Origin of the sequence: Peptoclostridium litorale DSM 5388 (genome assembly GCF_900141635.1) — a bacterium.
In the GTDB taxonomy this organism is placed as follows: domain Bacteria; phylum Bacillota; class Clostridia; order Peptostreptococcales; family Peptostreptococcaceae; genus Peptoclostridium; species Peptoclostridium litorale.
This window is the reverse complement of sequence record NZ_FSRH01000017.1, coordinates 16,066-31,727: the sequence shown is the minus strand read 5'-3', so window position 1 is coordinate 31,727 and position 15,662 is coordinate 16,066. Positions and strand designations below refer to the sequence as shown.

General features: G+C 39.4%; 17 protein-coding genes. 6 read left to right on the top strand and 11 right to left on the bottom strand.

Translation table 11 applies throughout. The features are described from left to right. Positions 1-41: 41 nt before the first annotated feature. The gene (locus tag BUQ87_RS13410) at positions 42-1,712 is read left to right on the top strand and encodes a methyl-accepting chemotaxis protein (RefSeq protein ID WP_038265780.1); all 1,671 of its coding nucleotides are present in this window, start codon (positions 42-44) and stop codon (positions 1,710-1,712) included. Between the two features lie 79 nt (positions 1,713-1,791). Here the strand turns inward: BUQ87_RS13410 and BUQ87_RS15330 are convergent, their stop codons facing one another. The 6 genes from BUQ87_RS15330 to BUQ87_RS13390 form a co-directional block, all read right to left on the bottom strand. Next, on the bottom strand, positions 1,792-1,965 hold the full coding sequence (locus BUQ87_RS15330) for a hypothetical protein (protein ID WP_159434344.1): 174 nt from the start codon (positions 1,963-1,965) through the stop codon (positions 1,792-1,794). Positions 1,966-1,989: 24 nt separating this feature from the next. Beyond that, positions 1,990-2,145 (bottom strand): hypothetical protein, encoded by a 156-nt coding sequence (locus BUQ87_RS15325; RefSeq protein WP_159434343.1) that lies wholly within the window; start codon positions 2,143-2,145, stop codon positions 1,990-1,992. A 32-nt stretch (positions 2,146-2,177) separates the two neighbouring features. Next, positions 2,178-2,396 carry a hypothetical protein gene (locus tag BUQ87_RS13405; RefSeq protein ID WP_038265779.1) on the bottom strand — a complete coding sequence of 73 codons (219 nt, stop codon included), beginning with the start codon at positions 2,394-2,396 and terminating at the stop codon, positions 2,178-2,180. After that, positions 2,389-3,249, bottom strand: coding sequence for a response regulator (locus tag BUQ87_RS13400; RefSeq protein WP_038265776.1), 861 nt, complete (start codon positions 3,247-3,249; stop codon positions 2,389-2,391). Before BUQ87_RS13400 ends, BUQ87_RS13405 begins: the two co-directional genes overlap by 8 nt. A gap of 141 nt (positions 3,250-3,390) precedes the next feature. Next, positions 3,391-4,551, bottom strand: coding sequence for an FprA family A-type flavoprotein (locus BUQ87_RS13395; RefSeq protein ID WP_038265773.1), 1,161 nt, complete (start codon positions 4,549-4,551; stop codon positions 3,391-3,393). A 34-nt stretch (positions 4,552-4,585) separates the two neighbouring features. Further along, positions 4,586-5,002 carry a Fur family transcriptional regulator gene (locus BUQ87_RS13390; RefSeq protein WP_038265770.1) on the bottom strand — a complete coding sequence of 139 codons (417 nt, stop codon included), beginning with the start codon at positions 5,000-5,002 and terminating at the stop codon, positions 4,586-4,588. 269 nt (positions 5,003-5,271) lie between these two features. On the opposite strand from BUQ87_RS13390, the gene BUQ87_RS13385 reads away from it, so the two are divergent. Both BUQ87_RS13385 and BUQ87_RS13380 read left to right on the top strand, forming a co-directional pair. Then, a complete protein-coding gene (locus BUQ87_RS13385; RefSeq protein ID WP_038265767.1) occupies positions 5,272-5,769 on the top strand; it encodes a ferritin family protein in 498 nt (165 codons plus the stop codon). Positions 5,770-6,043: 274 nt separating this feature from the next. Beyond that, positions 6,044-7,186, top strand: coding sequence for an HD-GYP domain-containing protein (locus BUQ87_RS13380; protein ID WP_052636162.1), 1,143 nt, complete (start codon positions 6,044-6,046; stop codon positions 7,184-7,186). A 14-nt stretch (positions 7,187-7,200) separates the two neighbouring features. Here the strand turns inward: BUQ87_RS13380 and BUQ87_RS13375 are convergent, their stop codons facing one another. The 4 genes from BUQ87_RS13375 to BUQ87_RS13360 all read right to left on the bottom strand — a co-directional run bounded on the left by BUQ87_RS13375 (position 7,201) and on the right by BUQ87_RS13360 (position 11,090). Next, positions 7,201-7,905 carry an amino acid ABC transporter ATP-binding protein gene (locus BUQ87_RS13375; RefSeq protein ID WP_052636161.1) on the bottom strand — a complete coding sequence of 235 codons (705 nt, stop codon included), beginning with the start codon at positions 7,903-7,905 and terminating at the stop codon, positions 7,201-7,203. A gap of 16 nt (positions 7,906-7,921) precedes the next feature. Beyond that, positions 7,922-8,560, bottom strand: coding sequence for an amino acid ABC transporter permease (locus BUQ87_RS13370; RefSeq protein WP_038265761.1), 639 nt, complete (start codon positions 8,558-8,560; stop codon positions 7,922-7,924). Positions 8,561-8,712: 152 nt separating this feature from the next. Beyond that, positions 8,713-9,528 (bottom strand): amino acid ABC transporter substrate-binding protein, encoded by an 816-nt coding sequence (locus tag BUQ87_RS13365; protein WP_038265759.1) that lies wholly within the window; start codon positions 9,526-9,528, stop codon positions 8,713-8,715. A 203-nt stretch (positions 9,529-9,731) separates the two neighbouring features. Then, positions 9,732-11,090, bottom strand: a complete 1,359-nt coding sequence (locus BUQ87_RS13360) for a PP2C family protein-serine/threonine phosphatase (RefSeq protein WP_038265756.1) — start codon at positions 11,088-11,090, stop codon at positions 9,732-9,734. 300 nt (positions 11,091-11,390) lie between these two features. On the opposite strand from BUQ87_RS13360, the gene BUQ87_RS13355 reads away from it, so the two are divergent. From BUQ87_RS13355 to BUQ87_RS13345, 3 genes are all read left to right on the top strand, one after another. Next, the gene (locus BUQ87_RS13355; protein WP_159434342.1) at positions 11,391-12,197 is read left to right on the top strand and encodes a histidinol-phosphatase HisJ family protein; all 807 of its coding nucleotides are present in this window, start codon (positions 11,391-11,393) and stop codon (positions 12,195-12,197) included. A gap of 210 nt (positions 12,198-12,407) precedes the next feature. Beyond that, on the top strand, positions 12,408-13,205 hold the full coding sequence (locus tag BUQ87_RS13350; protein ID WP_038265750.1) for a methyl-accepting chemotaxis protein: 798 nt from the start codon (positions 12,408-12,410) through the stop codon (positions 13,203-13,205). Between the two features lie 151 nt (positions 13,206-13,356). Beyond that, positions 13,357-14,202: a CHAD domain-containing protein gene (locus BUQ87_RS13345; protein ID WP_038265747.1), complete on the top strand. Its 846-nt coding sequence runs from the start codon at positions 13,357-13,359 to the stop codon at positions 14,200-14,202. A 184-nt stretch (positions 14,203-14,386) separates the two neighbouring features. On the opposite strand, the gene BUQ87_RS13340 is transcribed toward BUQ87_RS13345, so the two are convergent. Then, entirely contained in the window at positions 14,387-15,655 is a 1,269-nt protein-coding gene (locus BUQ87_RS13340) for an efflux RND transporter periplasmic adaptor subunit (RefSeq protein WP_038265745.1), read from the bottom strand. Positions 15,656-15,662: the final 7 nt, after the last annotated feature.

Genomic DNA, 15,662 nt, shown 5'->3' with positions numbered 1-15,662 from the left:
ATTTTTAAATATTTTTTCAAAATCAAAGGAGGTATTATTTAGTGACAAAAAATCAAAAACGCACTTCTGTGAAATGGACCCTAGTATTCATTTCAATAGCAATTCTGATTGCAGGTGTATCAGCCGTCTTAATCTCATGCCTTGACTCAGCCTATGACAAAATGACATTCCAGATGAAACAAAACGGCAACTCAATAGCGGGGCAGGCTTCAAAGCGCATATCCGAATCCGTAGCCAGCTATGACGAATCCTCAGTGTTGAAATTCCAAAATATAATTGACGAGCTCGGAAACGAAGAGGGCATAGTATATGCGCTTGTTATCGACAAGAATTTAAACGCCATAGCCCACAGCGAGCACGACAGGATAGGAATAAGTCTTGACGACGAGGGGAGTAAGACAGCTGCACTCAATGGAAAAAACTATTCCAGCACATTTGACTATGAAAAGACATCCGAGACTGTATATGATGTGCTGATGCCGCTTTCAATAGGCGGGGAGCATTTTGGCGCACTCAACATAGGACTTTCCATGGAAAGCCTCAAAAAGTCAAGAACTGAAATGATAATAAATTCATCCATACTGTGCATGGTACTCATACTTATATCATCTGCCGTACTCTACCTCCTGATATCAAGGATACTAAGGCCTCTAACCCAGCTTATGGATTCTTCTGCCAAGGTGGCTTCAGGGGATTTGACCGAGGAGATAAAAACCTCAAAATCCGATGAAATAGGCATGGTCTCCATGAGTTTCAATTCAATGACCCAAAACCTCAAATCGATAGTAGAAAACATATCTTCAGTATGCATAGAGACTCAGGAACACTGCAGTGAAATACTCGCATCTTCACAGGAGGTCTCTGCAGCATCAGAGCAAATAGCTGCGGCAACACAGGGAGTGGCCTCCGGCACCGAGGAACAGACAAAGTCAACAGCCCAGGCGCTTTCAAGTTTGCAGGAAATAACCGACTCCATAGGTGAGTTTAAGCAGGAGGTTGAGTATGTTATAAACAATGCGGACGACACAAGCAGGCTTGCCCTTGACGGAAAAATCAAAATGAACGATATGGCAAAGCAGATGGATGAGATAAAAGCCAGCGTGGACAAAGCCTCGAGCGCCATACAGGATTTGAATATAATATCAGTTGAAATAGGGAATATAATAGATGTAATGGACGGAATATCCAGTCAGACAAATCTTTTGGCTCTTAATGCCGCAATAGAAGCTGCAAGGGCAGGGGAATCAGGAAGAGGGTTTGCCGTTGTAGCAGAAGAGATTAAAAAGCTTGCAGAAGCCTCGCTTAGCTCTTCTGAAAACATAAGGCATCTCATACAAAGCACTCAAAAAGGGACTCATGATGCTCTTTCAGCCATTGAAGCAGGCAGCCAGGAAGTCCATACTGGAGTCACCACAATAGAGCATATAGAATCCGCATTCGAAAGCATACTCCAAAGCTTTGAAAACACTAAAACCAGTATACACAGTGCCAGCAGTCATATTGAATTCATAGATCAAAATTCACACGGTATAATTTCAAAAGTCGAAAACATAGACCAGGTGTCCCAAAGCAGTGCTGCAAATTCAGAAGAAGTAGCCGCATCGGCGGAAGAGCAGTCTGCAGCCTCTGAACAGATGTCAAGTTCAATACAAAGCCTTATGGAAATGATAGACAGTCTGAGCACAGAAGTGAGAAAATTCAAAACAAACTAATGTAAATCAAAAGCCCTGCAAATGAAATTTGCAGGGCTTTTGATTTACATTAATATTGATATTTCTATTTTGATAATCACTATTTGAATATCATTCCGTATACGACCATAAGCACAACTATCGCAATACCTACAGTTAGTATCCTCTCCATATTCTGGTAAAGCTTGAATGCCGTGCCTACAAGCTTTCCGTCGTTTTCAAGGTTTATTCCCACCTTGCTTTCTCTTTCTATCGCTTTGGCTTCTTTTTCCATATGTGCAAACACCTCCAAATGCATTTACTCGTATTCTATGGCGTAAAATTCTTCCATTCCCTCTATTGTCTCCACTTTCCTCACTCCGACTATGTCGTAGTCCCTGTTTGGAGTGATAAGGACTATCTCCTTGTCCTGTTCAAGACTTTGCAGTATTTCTATAAGCTGTTTAACCCTCATTATAAGCACCCCCATAATAAAGTATCTGTCTCTTATCCTCTTTCGACATACCTCTTATAGTTATTATACCCCACGGGGTCCAATAAGTCCTCTAATTCAAATTTATTTTGAGCCATGGCCATTATTTCATCTGAAATCGCCTTAACCGTTTCAATATCCTTGCCGTCTCTTATGGCCTTATTAAGTTCATGTCTTTTCATCTCTGTAACCACTTTCATTCTGGCTTTTTCAAGAGTACTTTTTTCACCCATCTAAGCCCACTTCCTTATGCTCTTTTTCCGCATCCATTAAGGCCAGTTTTTCTTTGAGCTTAGGAAAGAGCTCAGCCTTGGACTGAATTTCATTTGGATATGTTACAAACACTGTTTCCACTTCATACCTGTCAAGTACTCGGTTTTCTTCCGCCAGCTCTTCAAATACCTCTTGTATTTTACCCTCTACAACCTTTGTGTTTTCAAAAGTGCAAAAAGGAAGCACCCCCAGATAGCTGCAGCTTCCAAAGCTCATGAATATGTCCGTATCCCAAAACAGCTGCTTTATCTTAGGATATACAATCCTGCCCACTTCATCAAGCCTATTTCCAACATCTTCCTCATCGTCTCCATCTTTGTTTGATATCACGCACATAAAAGCCGAGAGTTCATATCTCCCCTTTTCAGCCTTTTTAATCTCCCCTGATATATACCTGTTGAAATCCATGGATACCTTTTTCTTGTCAAATGAATCGTCGGATTCATAGCTGAATTTCATGTTGGTGAGTATCCTGTCCAGCAAAAAATCATCGTCGAAGGGCTTTAGTATATAGTCTGCAGCCCCATTTTCAATGCTCTTTATAAATATCCCTTTCTTATTCTGCCCCGTAAGCACTAAAAAAGGTATCTCATGCCCCCTTTTTTTCGCATGAGCCATTATGTCAAGCCCATCCTCCTTTTCCAGGTTCACCTCTGTTATTATAAGACCGATTTCATTCTTGTTCTTTCCAAGCACTGCAAAGAACTCATTTGAATTTACAGCTTCATGTATGCCTATGCTGTACTTTTTTAGTATGCCTTTTATTCTGTGCCTTATATACGCCGAATTGTCCAAAACAAGTATATTATTCATGTTATATTCCTCTCTTCCCGCAAGAGTTGACTTTTTATCGTTAAATCAATTATATCTCTTAGCGCCTGCTTTCTCAACAATTCCATTATAAATTCTGGCAAAAAAAGCCTGGAAATTCATCCAGGCTAAATTAGGCTTAGTCTATATTGCTTCAATAATTTTTTGTGTTATAGCGTTGAGATCTTCCTGCGACGGTACATATTGCTGCTTTATCTTCTCGACAACTTCGCATCCTGCAGCTTTAAGGTCGGCTTCGACATTTCCAACACTTTGGCCTCCCCAGCCGTACGATCCAAAAGCTATCGCCTTTCTTCCCTTTGGCGCAAGCCCTTTCATGTATGTCAAAAATGATGCTACGCTTGGCAGCATGTTGTTGTTGAGTGTAGGAGATCCTACGCATACATATTCTGCATCTATAAGTTCCGTCATTATGTCTGAAATATGGCTTGCCTGAAGGCTTATAAGCCTTATTTGGTATCCCTTTTCCTCAAATGCCCTGCTCACCGCCCCTGCCATCATTTCAGTCGACTTCCACATGGAATCGTATACTATAAGGGCTTTTTTCACAGTTTCATTAGATGACCATTTCTTGTATTCAGTTACTATGTCGCCGACATGCTTTCTCCATATTATTCCGTGGCTTGGCGCTATTATCTCTATGTCGAATCCACCTGCGGCTTCAAGCTCCTTTTTAACCTGAGAACCATATGGAAGCACTATATTGGCATAATACTTTCTTGCTTCTTCCATAACTATGTCAAGCGGGTATTCGTCGTCAAACCTTTCAGAAGATGCAATGTGCTGACCGAAAGAGTCATTTGAAAACAGTATTTTTTCCTCTGGCATATATCCAACCATATTGTCAGGCCAGTGAACCATGGGAGTTAAAAGGAAGTGCAAACTTCTTTTTCCAAGCTCCAGTACATCGCCGCTTTTTACGACCTTGAAGTTCCAGTCTTTCTTGTAATGTGCCGTAAGCCCCTTTTCACCACTTGCACATGTTACGATCTGCGCATTTGGAGCTACCTCCATTATTTTAGGAAGAGCTCCCGAGTGGTCCATTTCAACGTGATTTGAAACCACATAATCTATTTTAGACGGGTCTACAACTTTTGATATCCTCTCTATGAGCTCATCTGCCAGATGGCTCTTCACTGTGTCTACAAGGGTTATCTTTTCATCGACAATAAGATATGCATTGTATGTCGATCCCCTTTGAGTAAGGTACCCGTGAAAATTCCTAAGGCTCCAGTCAATTCCACCCACCCAGTAAACACCTTTTTTAATTTCTACAGACTTCATGTCATAACCTCCTATGTGCATATTATTTGATTTCTTACATGCATTCACTGCAAATACCTTTAAAGTAAACATGCCTTTCTTTTATTCCAAAGCCCTCAAGGCCATTTATATCCATTCTTGAAATATCAAAATCAAAGTCGTATACATTGCCGCATTTTTCACATTTGAAATGCCCATGGTCTGAAATGTCCGCATCATACCTCGTCTCATTTTCCTCTATAACTATCAAAAGAGTTATGCCTTTTTCTATGAAAAGGTTAAGCGTGTTATATACGGTTGTCTTTGAAAGCGTAGGTATTTCAGGCAATAGAGCCCTATATATAAGATCGACAGTTGGATGGTTCCTCTTCTCCATCAAGTATTCAAATATCCTTATCCTCTGGTATGACGGCTTTATACCGTGCTCTTTCAAGTATTCGCCTATGCCGTCAATATTCATCTGCTTTCTCATAATACCACTCTTCCTTTTTATATGGATGAACCTTTTTCATCGTGGATAAATTCCATCTTTGTAACCGTTACATTTTAATTATATTATTTGTTTGACATCCTGTCAACAATTCCCTTTCTTTATTTACTATTTCATTTCAATAGCAAAAAACGTTCACCCAAATCTTTATTGTGATTCATCCTTTTTAATTTTGGGTAATTATTTTCATGTGAAATCATATGTGATTCTGGTCAAATTCAAAATATATTTTAGCAAAAGGAGGAATTTTTATGAAAGATGCTCTATGCGTTATAAAATATGCCATGCAGATGAAAAAAAACGAACAGGAATTTTTCAGCAATTTCAAGAGCAAGGTTAAAAACCAAAACATAAGGCAGCTGTTTGAATCTCTTGAAGGTCTTGAAAAAGAGCACTATGAAGTTCTAAAAGCACAGTATGATTCGGTTGAAAAAGAAAACGAGTTTTGTTCAATAGATCTTTCTATTGAAGACGAGGCGAAAATATATCAAAAAGAAAGCCTTGAGCTTGAGAATGTATCTCTTGAATACGATATGTCAGACATCCCCATACTCAGGATGGCATATCTCATTAAAAACGACTTTGTAGAGTTTTATAAAAATGCCGCTGAAAACCTGAGCGATCCCAATGCCAAGGGAATATTAAGCACACTTTCCGAATGGGAAAAAACTCATAGGGACGGTCTTTTCCAGGAGTATAAAGACCTTATGGAGCACAACTGGTTTGAACAAAAATTCTATCCATTCTAAACCTTTTAAAACCACCAAATTAAATATTGCTTTTTACAAAATAAAGCCGGGATATCCCGGCTTTATTTTTATCTATATTAAATATAATACTTTTTTACCACTTAATTCATAACTCTGCTCCCTTCGCCTTATATTCCAACAAACTGTTTATATCAGTGTGTTTTAGTAGTATTATATACTTAATAGGTTTTTGCAATATTTTATATGCCTGCTTATGGCACTTTTGTCAACGGACTTTTCAAACACATTATATATATCCAAAGGAGGTGGAGCTATGGCTGTCGACAATCACAAAAAACACATTATTGAAGTCGACATAGACGACATTCATGAAGGCATGGTTTTGGCAAATGAAATTTCTGATGGCAACGGTGTAAAGTTTATTGGCGACGGAGTCAAAATATCAAAGCTCATAGTCAAGAAATTGAAAGACAATCCTCCTTCTCAGAATATTTTAATATACAAAAAAAGCATACATCCTCAAAAAATTCCTTCTATAATTGCAAAAAATGCACAGCGCCTAAAAATCGAAATGAAAAATCTGTGCACGGCCACCTACCCGGATTCTGATTTCAAGAAGCTTGAAGCTTCTGTAGACGCTGCTGCTAATATGCTTAAAAATAAGATATTCAACGCAGATTCGGCCAAGCTTATAAACATTAAATCATTAAATCAAATTACCGACCTCATACAGGGCAGCTCTCAGCGCGACGGACAAGTAATAAAATACATAATGAAAATAAGAAAAAAAGATGATTCTCTGTACAAGCACTCCATAAACGTATCGCTTCTAAGCTGCATGCTTGGAAAGTGGCTTGGATACAGGGGGGATTCTCTCAAAATACTTACAAGGAGCGCAATGCTTCATGACCTTGGTAAGGTTAAAGTCGACGAGTCAATACTGCACAAACCTGGAAAATTGTCTTCCGATGAATTCAGTATAATAAAAAAACACCCCGAAATAGGATACAAGATGCTAAAGGAGATCAACTATATGAGCGATGATGTAAGGCTTGGAGTTCTTCTGCACCATGAAAAGGAGGACGGCAGCGGCTATCCGCTTGGAATAAAAGGGGCTCAAATACACCACTATGCCAAAATAATAGCGATAGCGGACATATTCGACGCCCTGACCGCAGACAGAATTTATCACAGCGGCCTGTCTCCTCTTCGGGTTCTCGAGATCTTTGAGAGAGAGTCTTTTGGCAAACTGGATGTAAAGTGCACAATGGAGTTCATACGCCATATATCCGATTTTTACGAGGGCTGCAGCGTATCTTTAAGCAATGGTCTACAGGGGCGTATAATAAAGATGCACACCAATGATATATCAAAGCCGCTTATACTTGCAGAAAATAAATTCATGGACCTTAGGACAAGGAGCGACATATCAGTAATGGATGTATTTCCTGATTAAGTAAAATATTCATTTTATAAAAATCTGCTGAGGAAAGACTTTATCCTCGGATGCTTTGGATTTTCAAACACATCCTCTGGAGATCCCTGCTCTACTATCTTACCCTTGTCCATAAATACCACTCTGTCGGATATCTCCTTTGCAAAGGCCATTTCATGAGTTACTATGACCATTGTCATATGCTCCTTTGCAAGCTCTTTTATTACCCCCAGCACCTCTCCGACAAGTTCCGGGTCTAAGGCCGAAGTTGGCTCGTCAAACAGCATTATGTCGGGATTCATTGCAAGAGCTCTGGCTATTGCCACCCTTTGCTTTTGGCCTCCCGAAAGCTGTGATGGATAAGAGTTTTCCTTGTCCGAAAGCCCAACATCCTCTAGAAGCTTTCTTGCAAGCTTTTTGGCATCTTCTTTCTTTTCCTTTTTGACTATTACGGGAGCTTCTATTATGTTTTCTATAACCGTCTTATGCGGAAAAAGATTGAAATTTTGGAAAACCATGCCCAGTTTCCTGCAGTTATTCTTGTCAACCGGCTCCCCTTCTATCTTTATGCTTCCCGATTGGATCTCCTCAAGCCTGTTGAGGCATCTAAGAAGGGTGCTCTTTCCGGATCCCGAAGGCCCTATTATAGTTACTATCTCTCCCTTTTCAATTTCCAGGGATACATTTTCGAGCACTGTAAAGTCATCAAACTTCTTGGTTATATCTATAACTTCTATCATAAAATCCTCCCGCGTTTTAATAAACAGAGTATTTTTGCTCTATTTTTTTGAATCCGGCCACTATTACCCAGCTCATTATAAGATAAAGCACTGCAGCTATTACAAATGGTATTATCGTGAAATCCCTTGTAAGGACCTCTTTTGCAGCCCTCAGAATGTCACCCATTCCTATTGCAGTCACAAGCGCCGTATCCTTTACCAGCGTTATGGCCTCGTTGCACATGGGAGGCAAAACCCTTCTTATTGTCTGAGGTATTATTATCCTTCTCATAGTCTGAGTATAGCTCATTCCAAGAGAGTGAGCAGCCTCATACTGTCCCTTGTCTATAGACTCTATTCCAGCCCTGAATATCTCAGTAAGATATGCCGCATAGTTTATTATGAATGTAAGTGATGCAGCCGTAAACGGGGTCATGGTTATGCCCATGAGAGGAAGTCCGTAGTATGCAAAGAAAAGCTGAAGTAGCAGAGGTGTTCCTCTAAACACCCATGTATAGATGTCCAGCAGTGCATTGAGAGCTTTGTTCTTGGATATCTTTCCAAGTGCAAACAGTATTCCCAGGGGCACGCAAAAAACAGCCGTGGTCACATAAATCTTAAGGCTGACAGAGGCTCCCTTGAGTATGAACAACGTTATATTCCATATATACTCCATTTTAATCCTCCAGTTCATTTTTGTAGATTACACATTAACGCTTTACCACATTAAATATTATCATAAAAAAAGAGTTTTTGCTAAGCAAATACTCTATAATAAAAGAATTTTTTGCAAAAAAGACCGGAAAATGAATTTCCGGTCTTTTTGCTCTATTTTACGACTATATCTTCTCCAAACCATTTCTTAGATATCTCTGCCGCAGTTCCATCTTCTTTCATTTCTTCAAGGGCCTTGTTAAGCTCTCCAAGGAATGCCGCATCTTCCTGTCTTAATCCAACTCCGTAAGACTCTTTTCCAAGGTCATCAGAAAGAACTCTGTAGTCATCGGCTGCCTTGTTTTCAGCTATATAGTATCTTCCTACAACTCCGTCAACTACTACGCCCTCAAGCCTTCCCGCCTTAAGGTCTAGAAGGGCTTCTACGTTGTTTGAATACTTTCTGACCTCTTTAAGTGAGTCAGTAAAATCTGCATTGTTGTCAAGAGCTTCTTGAGCCGTACTTCCCATCTGTATTCCTACAGTCTTTCCTTCAAAATCACCTTTTGATTGAATGTCTGAGTTCTTTTGAACCACTATTATCTGATTGTTGCTCAGGTAAGGATTTGTAAAAGCTATATTCTTCTTTCTATCCTCTGTTATAGTCAGGCCATTCCATATTACATCTATATCTCCGTTTTTAAGGCTCAGTATTACTCCGTCCCAGTCAACCGGCTTGAATGTTACATTTACGCCCATTCTGCTTGCAGCTTCCTTTGCAAGGTCTATGTCAAATCCAACTATCTCGCCAGACTCATCTCTAAATCCCATAGGCGGGAAACTGTCATCAAGACCTACTACAAACTCTCCCTTTTCCTTTATCTTCTGAAGCGACTCGTCTGCAGAGCTTTCCTCTTTCTGCCCGCATCCTGCAAATATAAGTGTTCCCATTATAACCAGTGATATTAAAGTCAATAATCTCTTTTTCATAATTTATTCCTCCCGCATCTTTATATTCTGCTACTTCTTTTAACAATTCCCATTATACTTTCTTGCTTTACTAAAGTAAAGTGGAAAAGCCATAAAAAATAAATTTTATGGCTTTTCCACTTTTTATGAGGTTTATGTAAAAGACATGGATTGTCTTTTGAACAATAAAAAATGCCTTGCATATGTCATACAAAGCATTCTTATCATTCCCTGGATATCGCCAAAAAGGCAATGTCATCATTAAATCTTGTAGTGTGGCTGTGTTGAGAAACTTTTGAAAGCATTATGTCGAACTGTTCTTCAAAACTCATATATCTATTTAGGAACATGAGCCTTCTCAACCGCTCTATTCCCATTTCTTCACCTTCAGGGCTTCTCTCTTCAACGGCCCCGTCTGTAAGAAATACTATATTGTCTCCCTTGTCTATATATACCGTCCTGTCTTCGTATTCAAACTTTATAAAATCAAGCCCAAGCCCGTTTATCGGCAGACCGCTTATTTCGTACAGTTCAGTGGTCTCATGTGCTCCCATAACATGTATGGGGGGCACATTGTGTCCTGCATTCGAAAGTGTTATCTTGTTTTCTTTAAGGTCTAGTACTCCTACTATTATTCCTATATATATCTCTTCGACCATTTCAATGTCCATAAATCTGTTTTGCAGCTTTTTAAGCATTTTCGAGGGGACTAAAGGCTCGCCTTTCTTTTCATAATACCTTACAAGACCCTTTATAGTCTGCTTCAAAAACACCGTGAGCAGCGAAGCGCCCACTCCATGCCCTGAAATGTCGGCCATGTAAAATACAACGCTGTCATCACTGCCCCCTATTACATCGTAAAAATCCCCCCCTAGATAATATGAAGGTTTGAAATTCCTGTAGAAATTATAGTCTCCAAACCTCATATAGCCTGCTGGAAGTATTTTCTTTTGTATGTTTTGAGCAAGCTTAAGCTCTCTCCTGCTCTTTTTGTTCTGTTCGAGTATTATTTTTTTTTCTTCGTTTATTATGGCATTTTTTTGAAGTATTGTCTGCTTCTCCCCCATGAGCTCTTCTATAAGAATCTGGTTTTTCATTACAAGACCGCATATGGGACCATATCTTTTGAGTATGTCTATTTTATACTGTGGTATGTCTTCAACACTTTCAAACTCGAATTTAACCCCACCTATGTTCTCACCTGTATACTTTATAGGCATGACTATGCTGGATGGGTTCTCACTTATTACATAGACCTTCTCTACATACACAAAGAAATAGTCTTTCCCAAGCTCGTTCCTCATAAGATTGATTTTTCTTATCTCTCCACCTTCATATGAGTAACGGGCATACAGGTCTTCCTTCGATTCCTTCCTTATGAGCATAGTCCTGCTTGCCCCAAGGAACTCCGAAAGATGCCTTATTATAAGTCCTGTTACTTTTTCTATTCCTCCTGTTTTTAGAAGCGCTTCCAAAAACTCTATAAGCAAAACCACTGCGTCGTTTTCAGAATTCAGCTTGTCAACTGTTTTCTTGAGGAGCTTGTTTTCCTCAATTATGAATTGTGAAAGCTGTTCATTCAAGTAAAATCACATCCTAAGTTTTTTTTGTGGGAATACGAAACTTAATTCCTGTGTACATTTTCTATTTTACCAAATTTTCGTAGAATACCCAATAGATACTTTGTCTAACTTTTATCTTTATATAGAGGTAAACCGTTTGACACTAACACCTTTCGGGATTAATCATATTTTTGAAATATTTTTTCAATTTTATTTCATATATATATTTTATTTATTAATATTTTAATATTATCATATTCACAGTATTATATTTCTAAAGGCTTCTTTAAATTACACAAATTAATGAGGGAGATGAATTTATTGTATTACTCTGACTACCATGTACATACTCATTTTTCAGATGACTGCAGCGAAAAAATGCACGACATGATAAAATCAGCCGTATCGCTGGGACTCAAGGAGATAGCTTTTACAGACCATGTGGATTTTGACTATCCGGATCCTGAGTGGCCATTTGTAATAGACTATGAAAAATATTATGAAGAGTTCAAAATGCTAAAGTATGAATACTCTTCAAGCATAAATGTGCTCCTTGGAATAGAGGTCGGTCTTCAACCACATATAAAGCAGGAGATAAGCGCCCTTATATCAAGCTATCCCTTCGACTTTGTAATAGGTTCCGTTCATGCTGCGGACAGGATGGACTTTTGCAGGCATGCCTTCTTTAAAAATAAAAGTCAGCATGAATGCTATATGAGATATTTTGAAAACGTGCTCGAAAACATAAGGCTGTATAAAGGCATGTTCGACGTTCTAGGCCATATGGACCTCATAGTTAGGTATGGAGGGTACGAATCCAAAAACCTCGAATACGAAATGTTTTCAGATATAATAGACCAAATACTTCGCCTTCTGATATCGAACGGCCAGGGCATTGAGATTAACACTTCCGGATTCAGATACGGGCTTGGAAGAGTCCATCCGCACCCTTCAATAATAAAAAGATACAGTCAGCTTGGCGGAAAAATCATAACCGTAGGCTCTGACGCCCACAAAAAAGAGGATATTTGCGCCGATTTCGAATCCACATACACTATGCTTAAAGATTTAGGACTTACAAGCATTTGCAGCTTTAAATCCAGAAAACACTCATTCATAGAAATATAGCAGTATCATATATAAATTCAGACCCATCCGGCAGTATGCCAAACGCATCCGAATTATAACCCTGCCTGACATACTGCGCTTTGGCGCTGCGTAATTTATTCAGTGATATCTATCCATATATAATGACAAAACAAACAGGCTCATTTATAATATTATTAGACATTTAATTAAATGCCGCTGTAAAAAACAGTTTAGTAGGGGTGATTTTTTTTGAATATAGCCATAGTTGGTGCAGGTACCGGTGGAAAAGGCATAATACATGCAATTTCACTCATAGACAGTCTCCAAATTGTAATGATAGTCGACCGCAATACAGACGCACCTGGAATGAGACTTGCAAGAGAGCTAAAGTTGCCTTGCTCTAGTTCCATAAACGACATCAATCCGAGCAGCACAGACATTATAATAGAGGCAACAGGAAGTTCAAGCCTTTCAGAAAAACTTATAGACATGTTTTCCCAAAGATGCACTGTTTTAGACTCAAATGCCGCACTTCTCATCATGACTCTAGTGGAAAAAAACATAGAGGCTCTGGACATGGTGAACAACCAGATAGAAATAATAGGTGAGACTTCAAGTGCTGTCGAGCTTGAGCTAAACAATATTTCATCATCCATAGGCAGCATACATGATATTTCAGACAATCTCCTGGTTTCTTCTCAAAATTCTACGCAGTATATACAGCAAAGCGACAAAATAATACAATATGTAAACAAAATAGCAAAACAGACAAAGATACTGGGAATAAATGCTTCAATAGAATCGGCACGTGCCGGGGAGCATGGAAAGGGATTTGCCGTAGTTGCAAACGAAGTGCAAAAGCTTGCAAATGACAGTGAAAGCTTTGCCCATGAGATAAACGAAATTCTGCTAAAGCTCGAAGAAGAGACCTTGAATGTTAATAAAGAGGTCGACCAGCTCAGGAATCTTTCCAACATCCAAATCAAGGCCTCCGATGCCGCAAATACGGCCGTTAAAAAGCTTGTTTTGGAGACTTCTGAAAAATAAGTATCCATAAAGCAGTTCCCGAGCATGTTTAAAAATAAGAATTAAAATCCCAAAATTTATTTTTGGGATTTTTTGTTTTTGATTTTCAAAACTTCCAATATGGACATATATATACTATAACTAGTACTTTAAGTGCATGGGAGGTTTTGGAATGTCTGTTGAATCTAAAAAGCTATGTGAATTTGCGCAAGTCAAACTTGAAAAATTCATAAGAGAATACAAGAACTGCAAAAAAGAGTTTACAAATGAACACGTCCATGATATCAGGATTGCCCTAAGGCGGCTCATGGCACTCACTGAAATAGTGAATCCTATTTTGGGCGTGTCCGATAAAAAGACCAAAAACAGCTTGAAGCTCATTAATCAAAAGCTTAAGATGTTCGGCCCTCTGAGGGATGTACACATTTCACTACTCTATATTGATGAAATGAAAAAAGAATTTCCCGATCTGGAGGCTTTTTTTGACCATTTGAATGTACTCGAAGACAGTCTTTCAAAGGATCTGTCTAAAGAGTTTAAAAAAATGGACATTTCAAATATCAAGGAGACATCGAAATCTCTCCAGAAAAAGCTTTCGAAAGAATCCAAGTCTGATAATCTCTACGATATGCTTTTAAGCTCCGCCACCGCCTCTTTCAATAATGTAACCTCTCTTTTAGAAGATGTTAATCCCGAAGACATAAAGAGCATACACAGTGTCAGAATAGCATTCAAAAATTTCAGGTACATGATTGAAGTGATAGACAGCATAAATCCAGTCGGACAAGATTTCCATGACAATATGAAATCTGTTCAGGACATTCTAGGAAGCATACAGGATTTAAACGTAGTCGAGGGGCTTCTTTGTGATTTCATAGAAAAAAAACACTCCGCAGAATGCGGAATACTTTCAATAGAATACCACGAGCTTTTGAAAAGGCAAAAGGCCCTCGTTGACAGTTTTTTGCAGAGCAATGAAAAAATATATTCACTCGACCCCCACAATCTAAGCGTTTAAGAGTTTCACTATCTGCGCCCGCTTCAGTCGCCTCAATATTAAAATCCACTTATTTAACCCTTGATTTTGTAAAATTATATCACAATATGAATAAAAAATGCCATCGGCACCGATGGCATTTTTTATTCATATTGTCCAGATTTTGCATTCAAAAGCTTCGTAGGCCATTAACTGTAGTTTTGTTCTACTGAAACACCGGCTTCACTCTCTTGTCTATGTCAAGGCCGTCCGTCTTGTGGTTGAGTATGACAATGTCGCCCTCATCAAGTCCGCTGTCTATAATAGAGTAGTCGTCCGTTTCATATCCCACAGACACCTTCTGGATTACTGCCTTTTCGGAGACTATCTTCCATATCGCATCTTCCCCCTCATGCTTGAATATGGCCCTTTTGGGGACTGCAATTGCTCCTTTTTGGCTTCTTTTGAGGAATTCCACGTCCACGCTGTAGCCCGGTTTCAAAATGGAATAGTCCCCCCTCAGGTCTATTTTAACATCGACCCTTCTCTCCACCAGGCCTATTGCAGACACGCTCTCCGATGCATATGGATTTATCCTCTTTATGCTCCCCTCGAATGTAAAATCGTCCGGCTCGTGTTCGAGCACTATCTTCACATCCATTCCGGGTCGAAGGTCTACAGCATCCTTCGCAAGCACCCTTGACTCCACCTCTATCCCTCCATCTCCAATGAGAGTCGCAATGCTCTGCCCTGGCGCTATATACTGCTTTTCATCTACATTCACGCTCTTTACTATTCCCGCCTTGCCCGCATATATCCTGGACTTTCCAATCTTGTATCTAAACAGTTCTATTTGAGCCCTTACAGCTTCCCGCTGCCCCTGGAAATAAAGCAGCCTGGCCTGAGGATCGCTATACTGGCTTTCAAGGGCGCTCAACGCTTGTATCTGCTGGTTCATTACATTTTCAGCAATCTCCATTTCCTTTTTCAGCCTCTCAATATCATCCTGAGATATGGCCTCCTGCTCATAAAGCCCCGTGCCCCTTTCATATCCCTTTAATGCCTCTTCATATTCCTTTCTTGCATTTTCAACTGAAAGCCTCTGGCTTTCTATCGCTTCCTCTTTTCCCAATAATGTCTCGGTATTTTGCTGTCCTGATATGCTCTTTAGCTGGCCTTCAAGCTGATCTATCCCCCTTTCAAGCTCGCTTGTATCCATGCTTAGTATTACGTCCCCGCTTTTGATCCTTTGACCTTCCCTTATGTTCAGGCTTTGTATCTCTCCCGACTGCGATGAGTATATGTCGTCCTCATATGCGGCTTCTACAGTTCCTTCCTCCTCGAATGTATCGCGTATGTCTATTTTTTGCACCCTTTGCCCTTCAACTTCCAAAGGTTTTGTGCTTTCATACAGGTATAATATTATTAATGCAATTACTATGAGTACCGCTACAATCCACTTTAAACTTTTTTTCAATATTTTTTTGTTTTTCATATTCTCA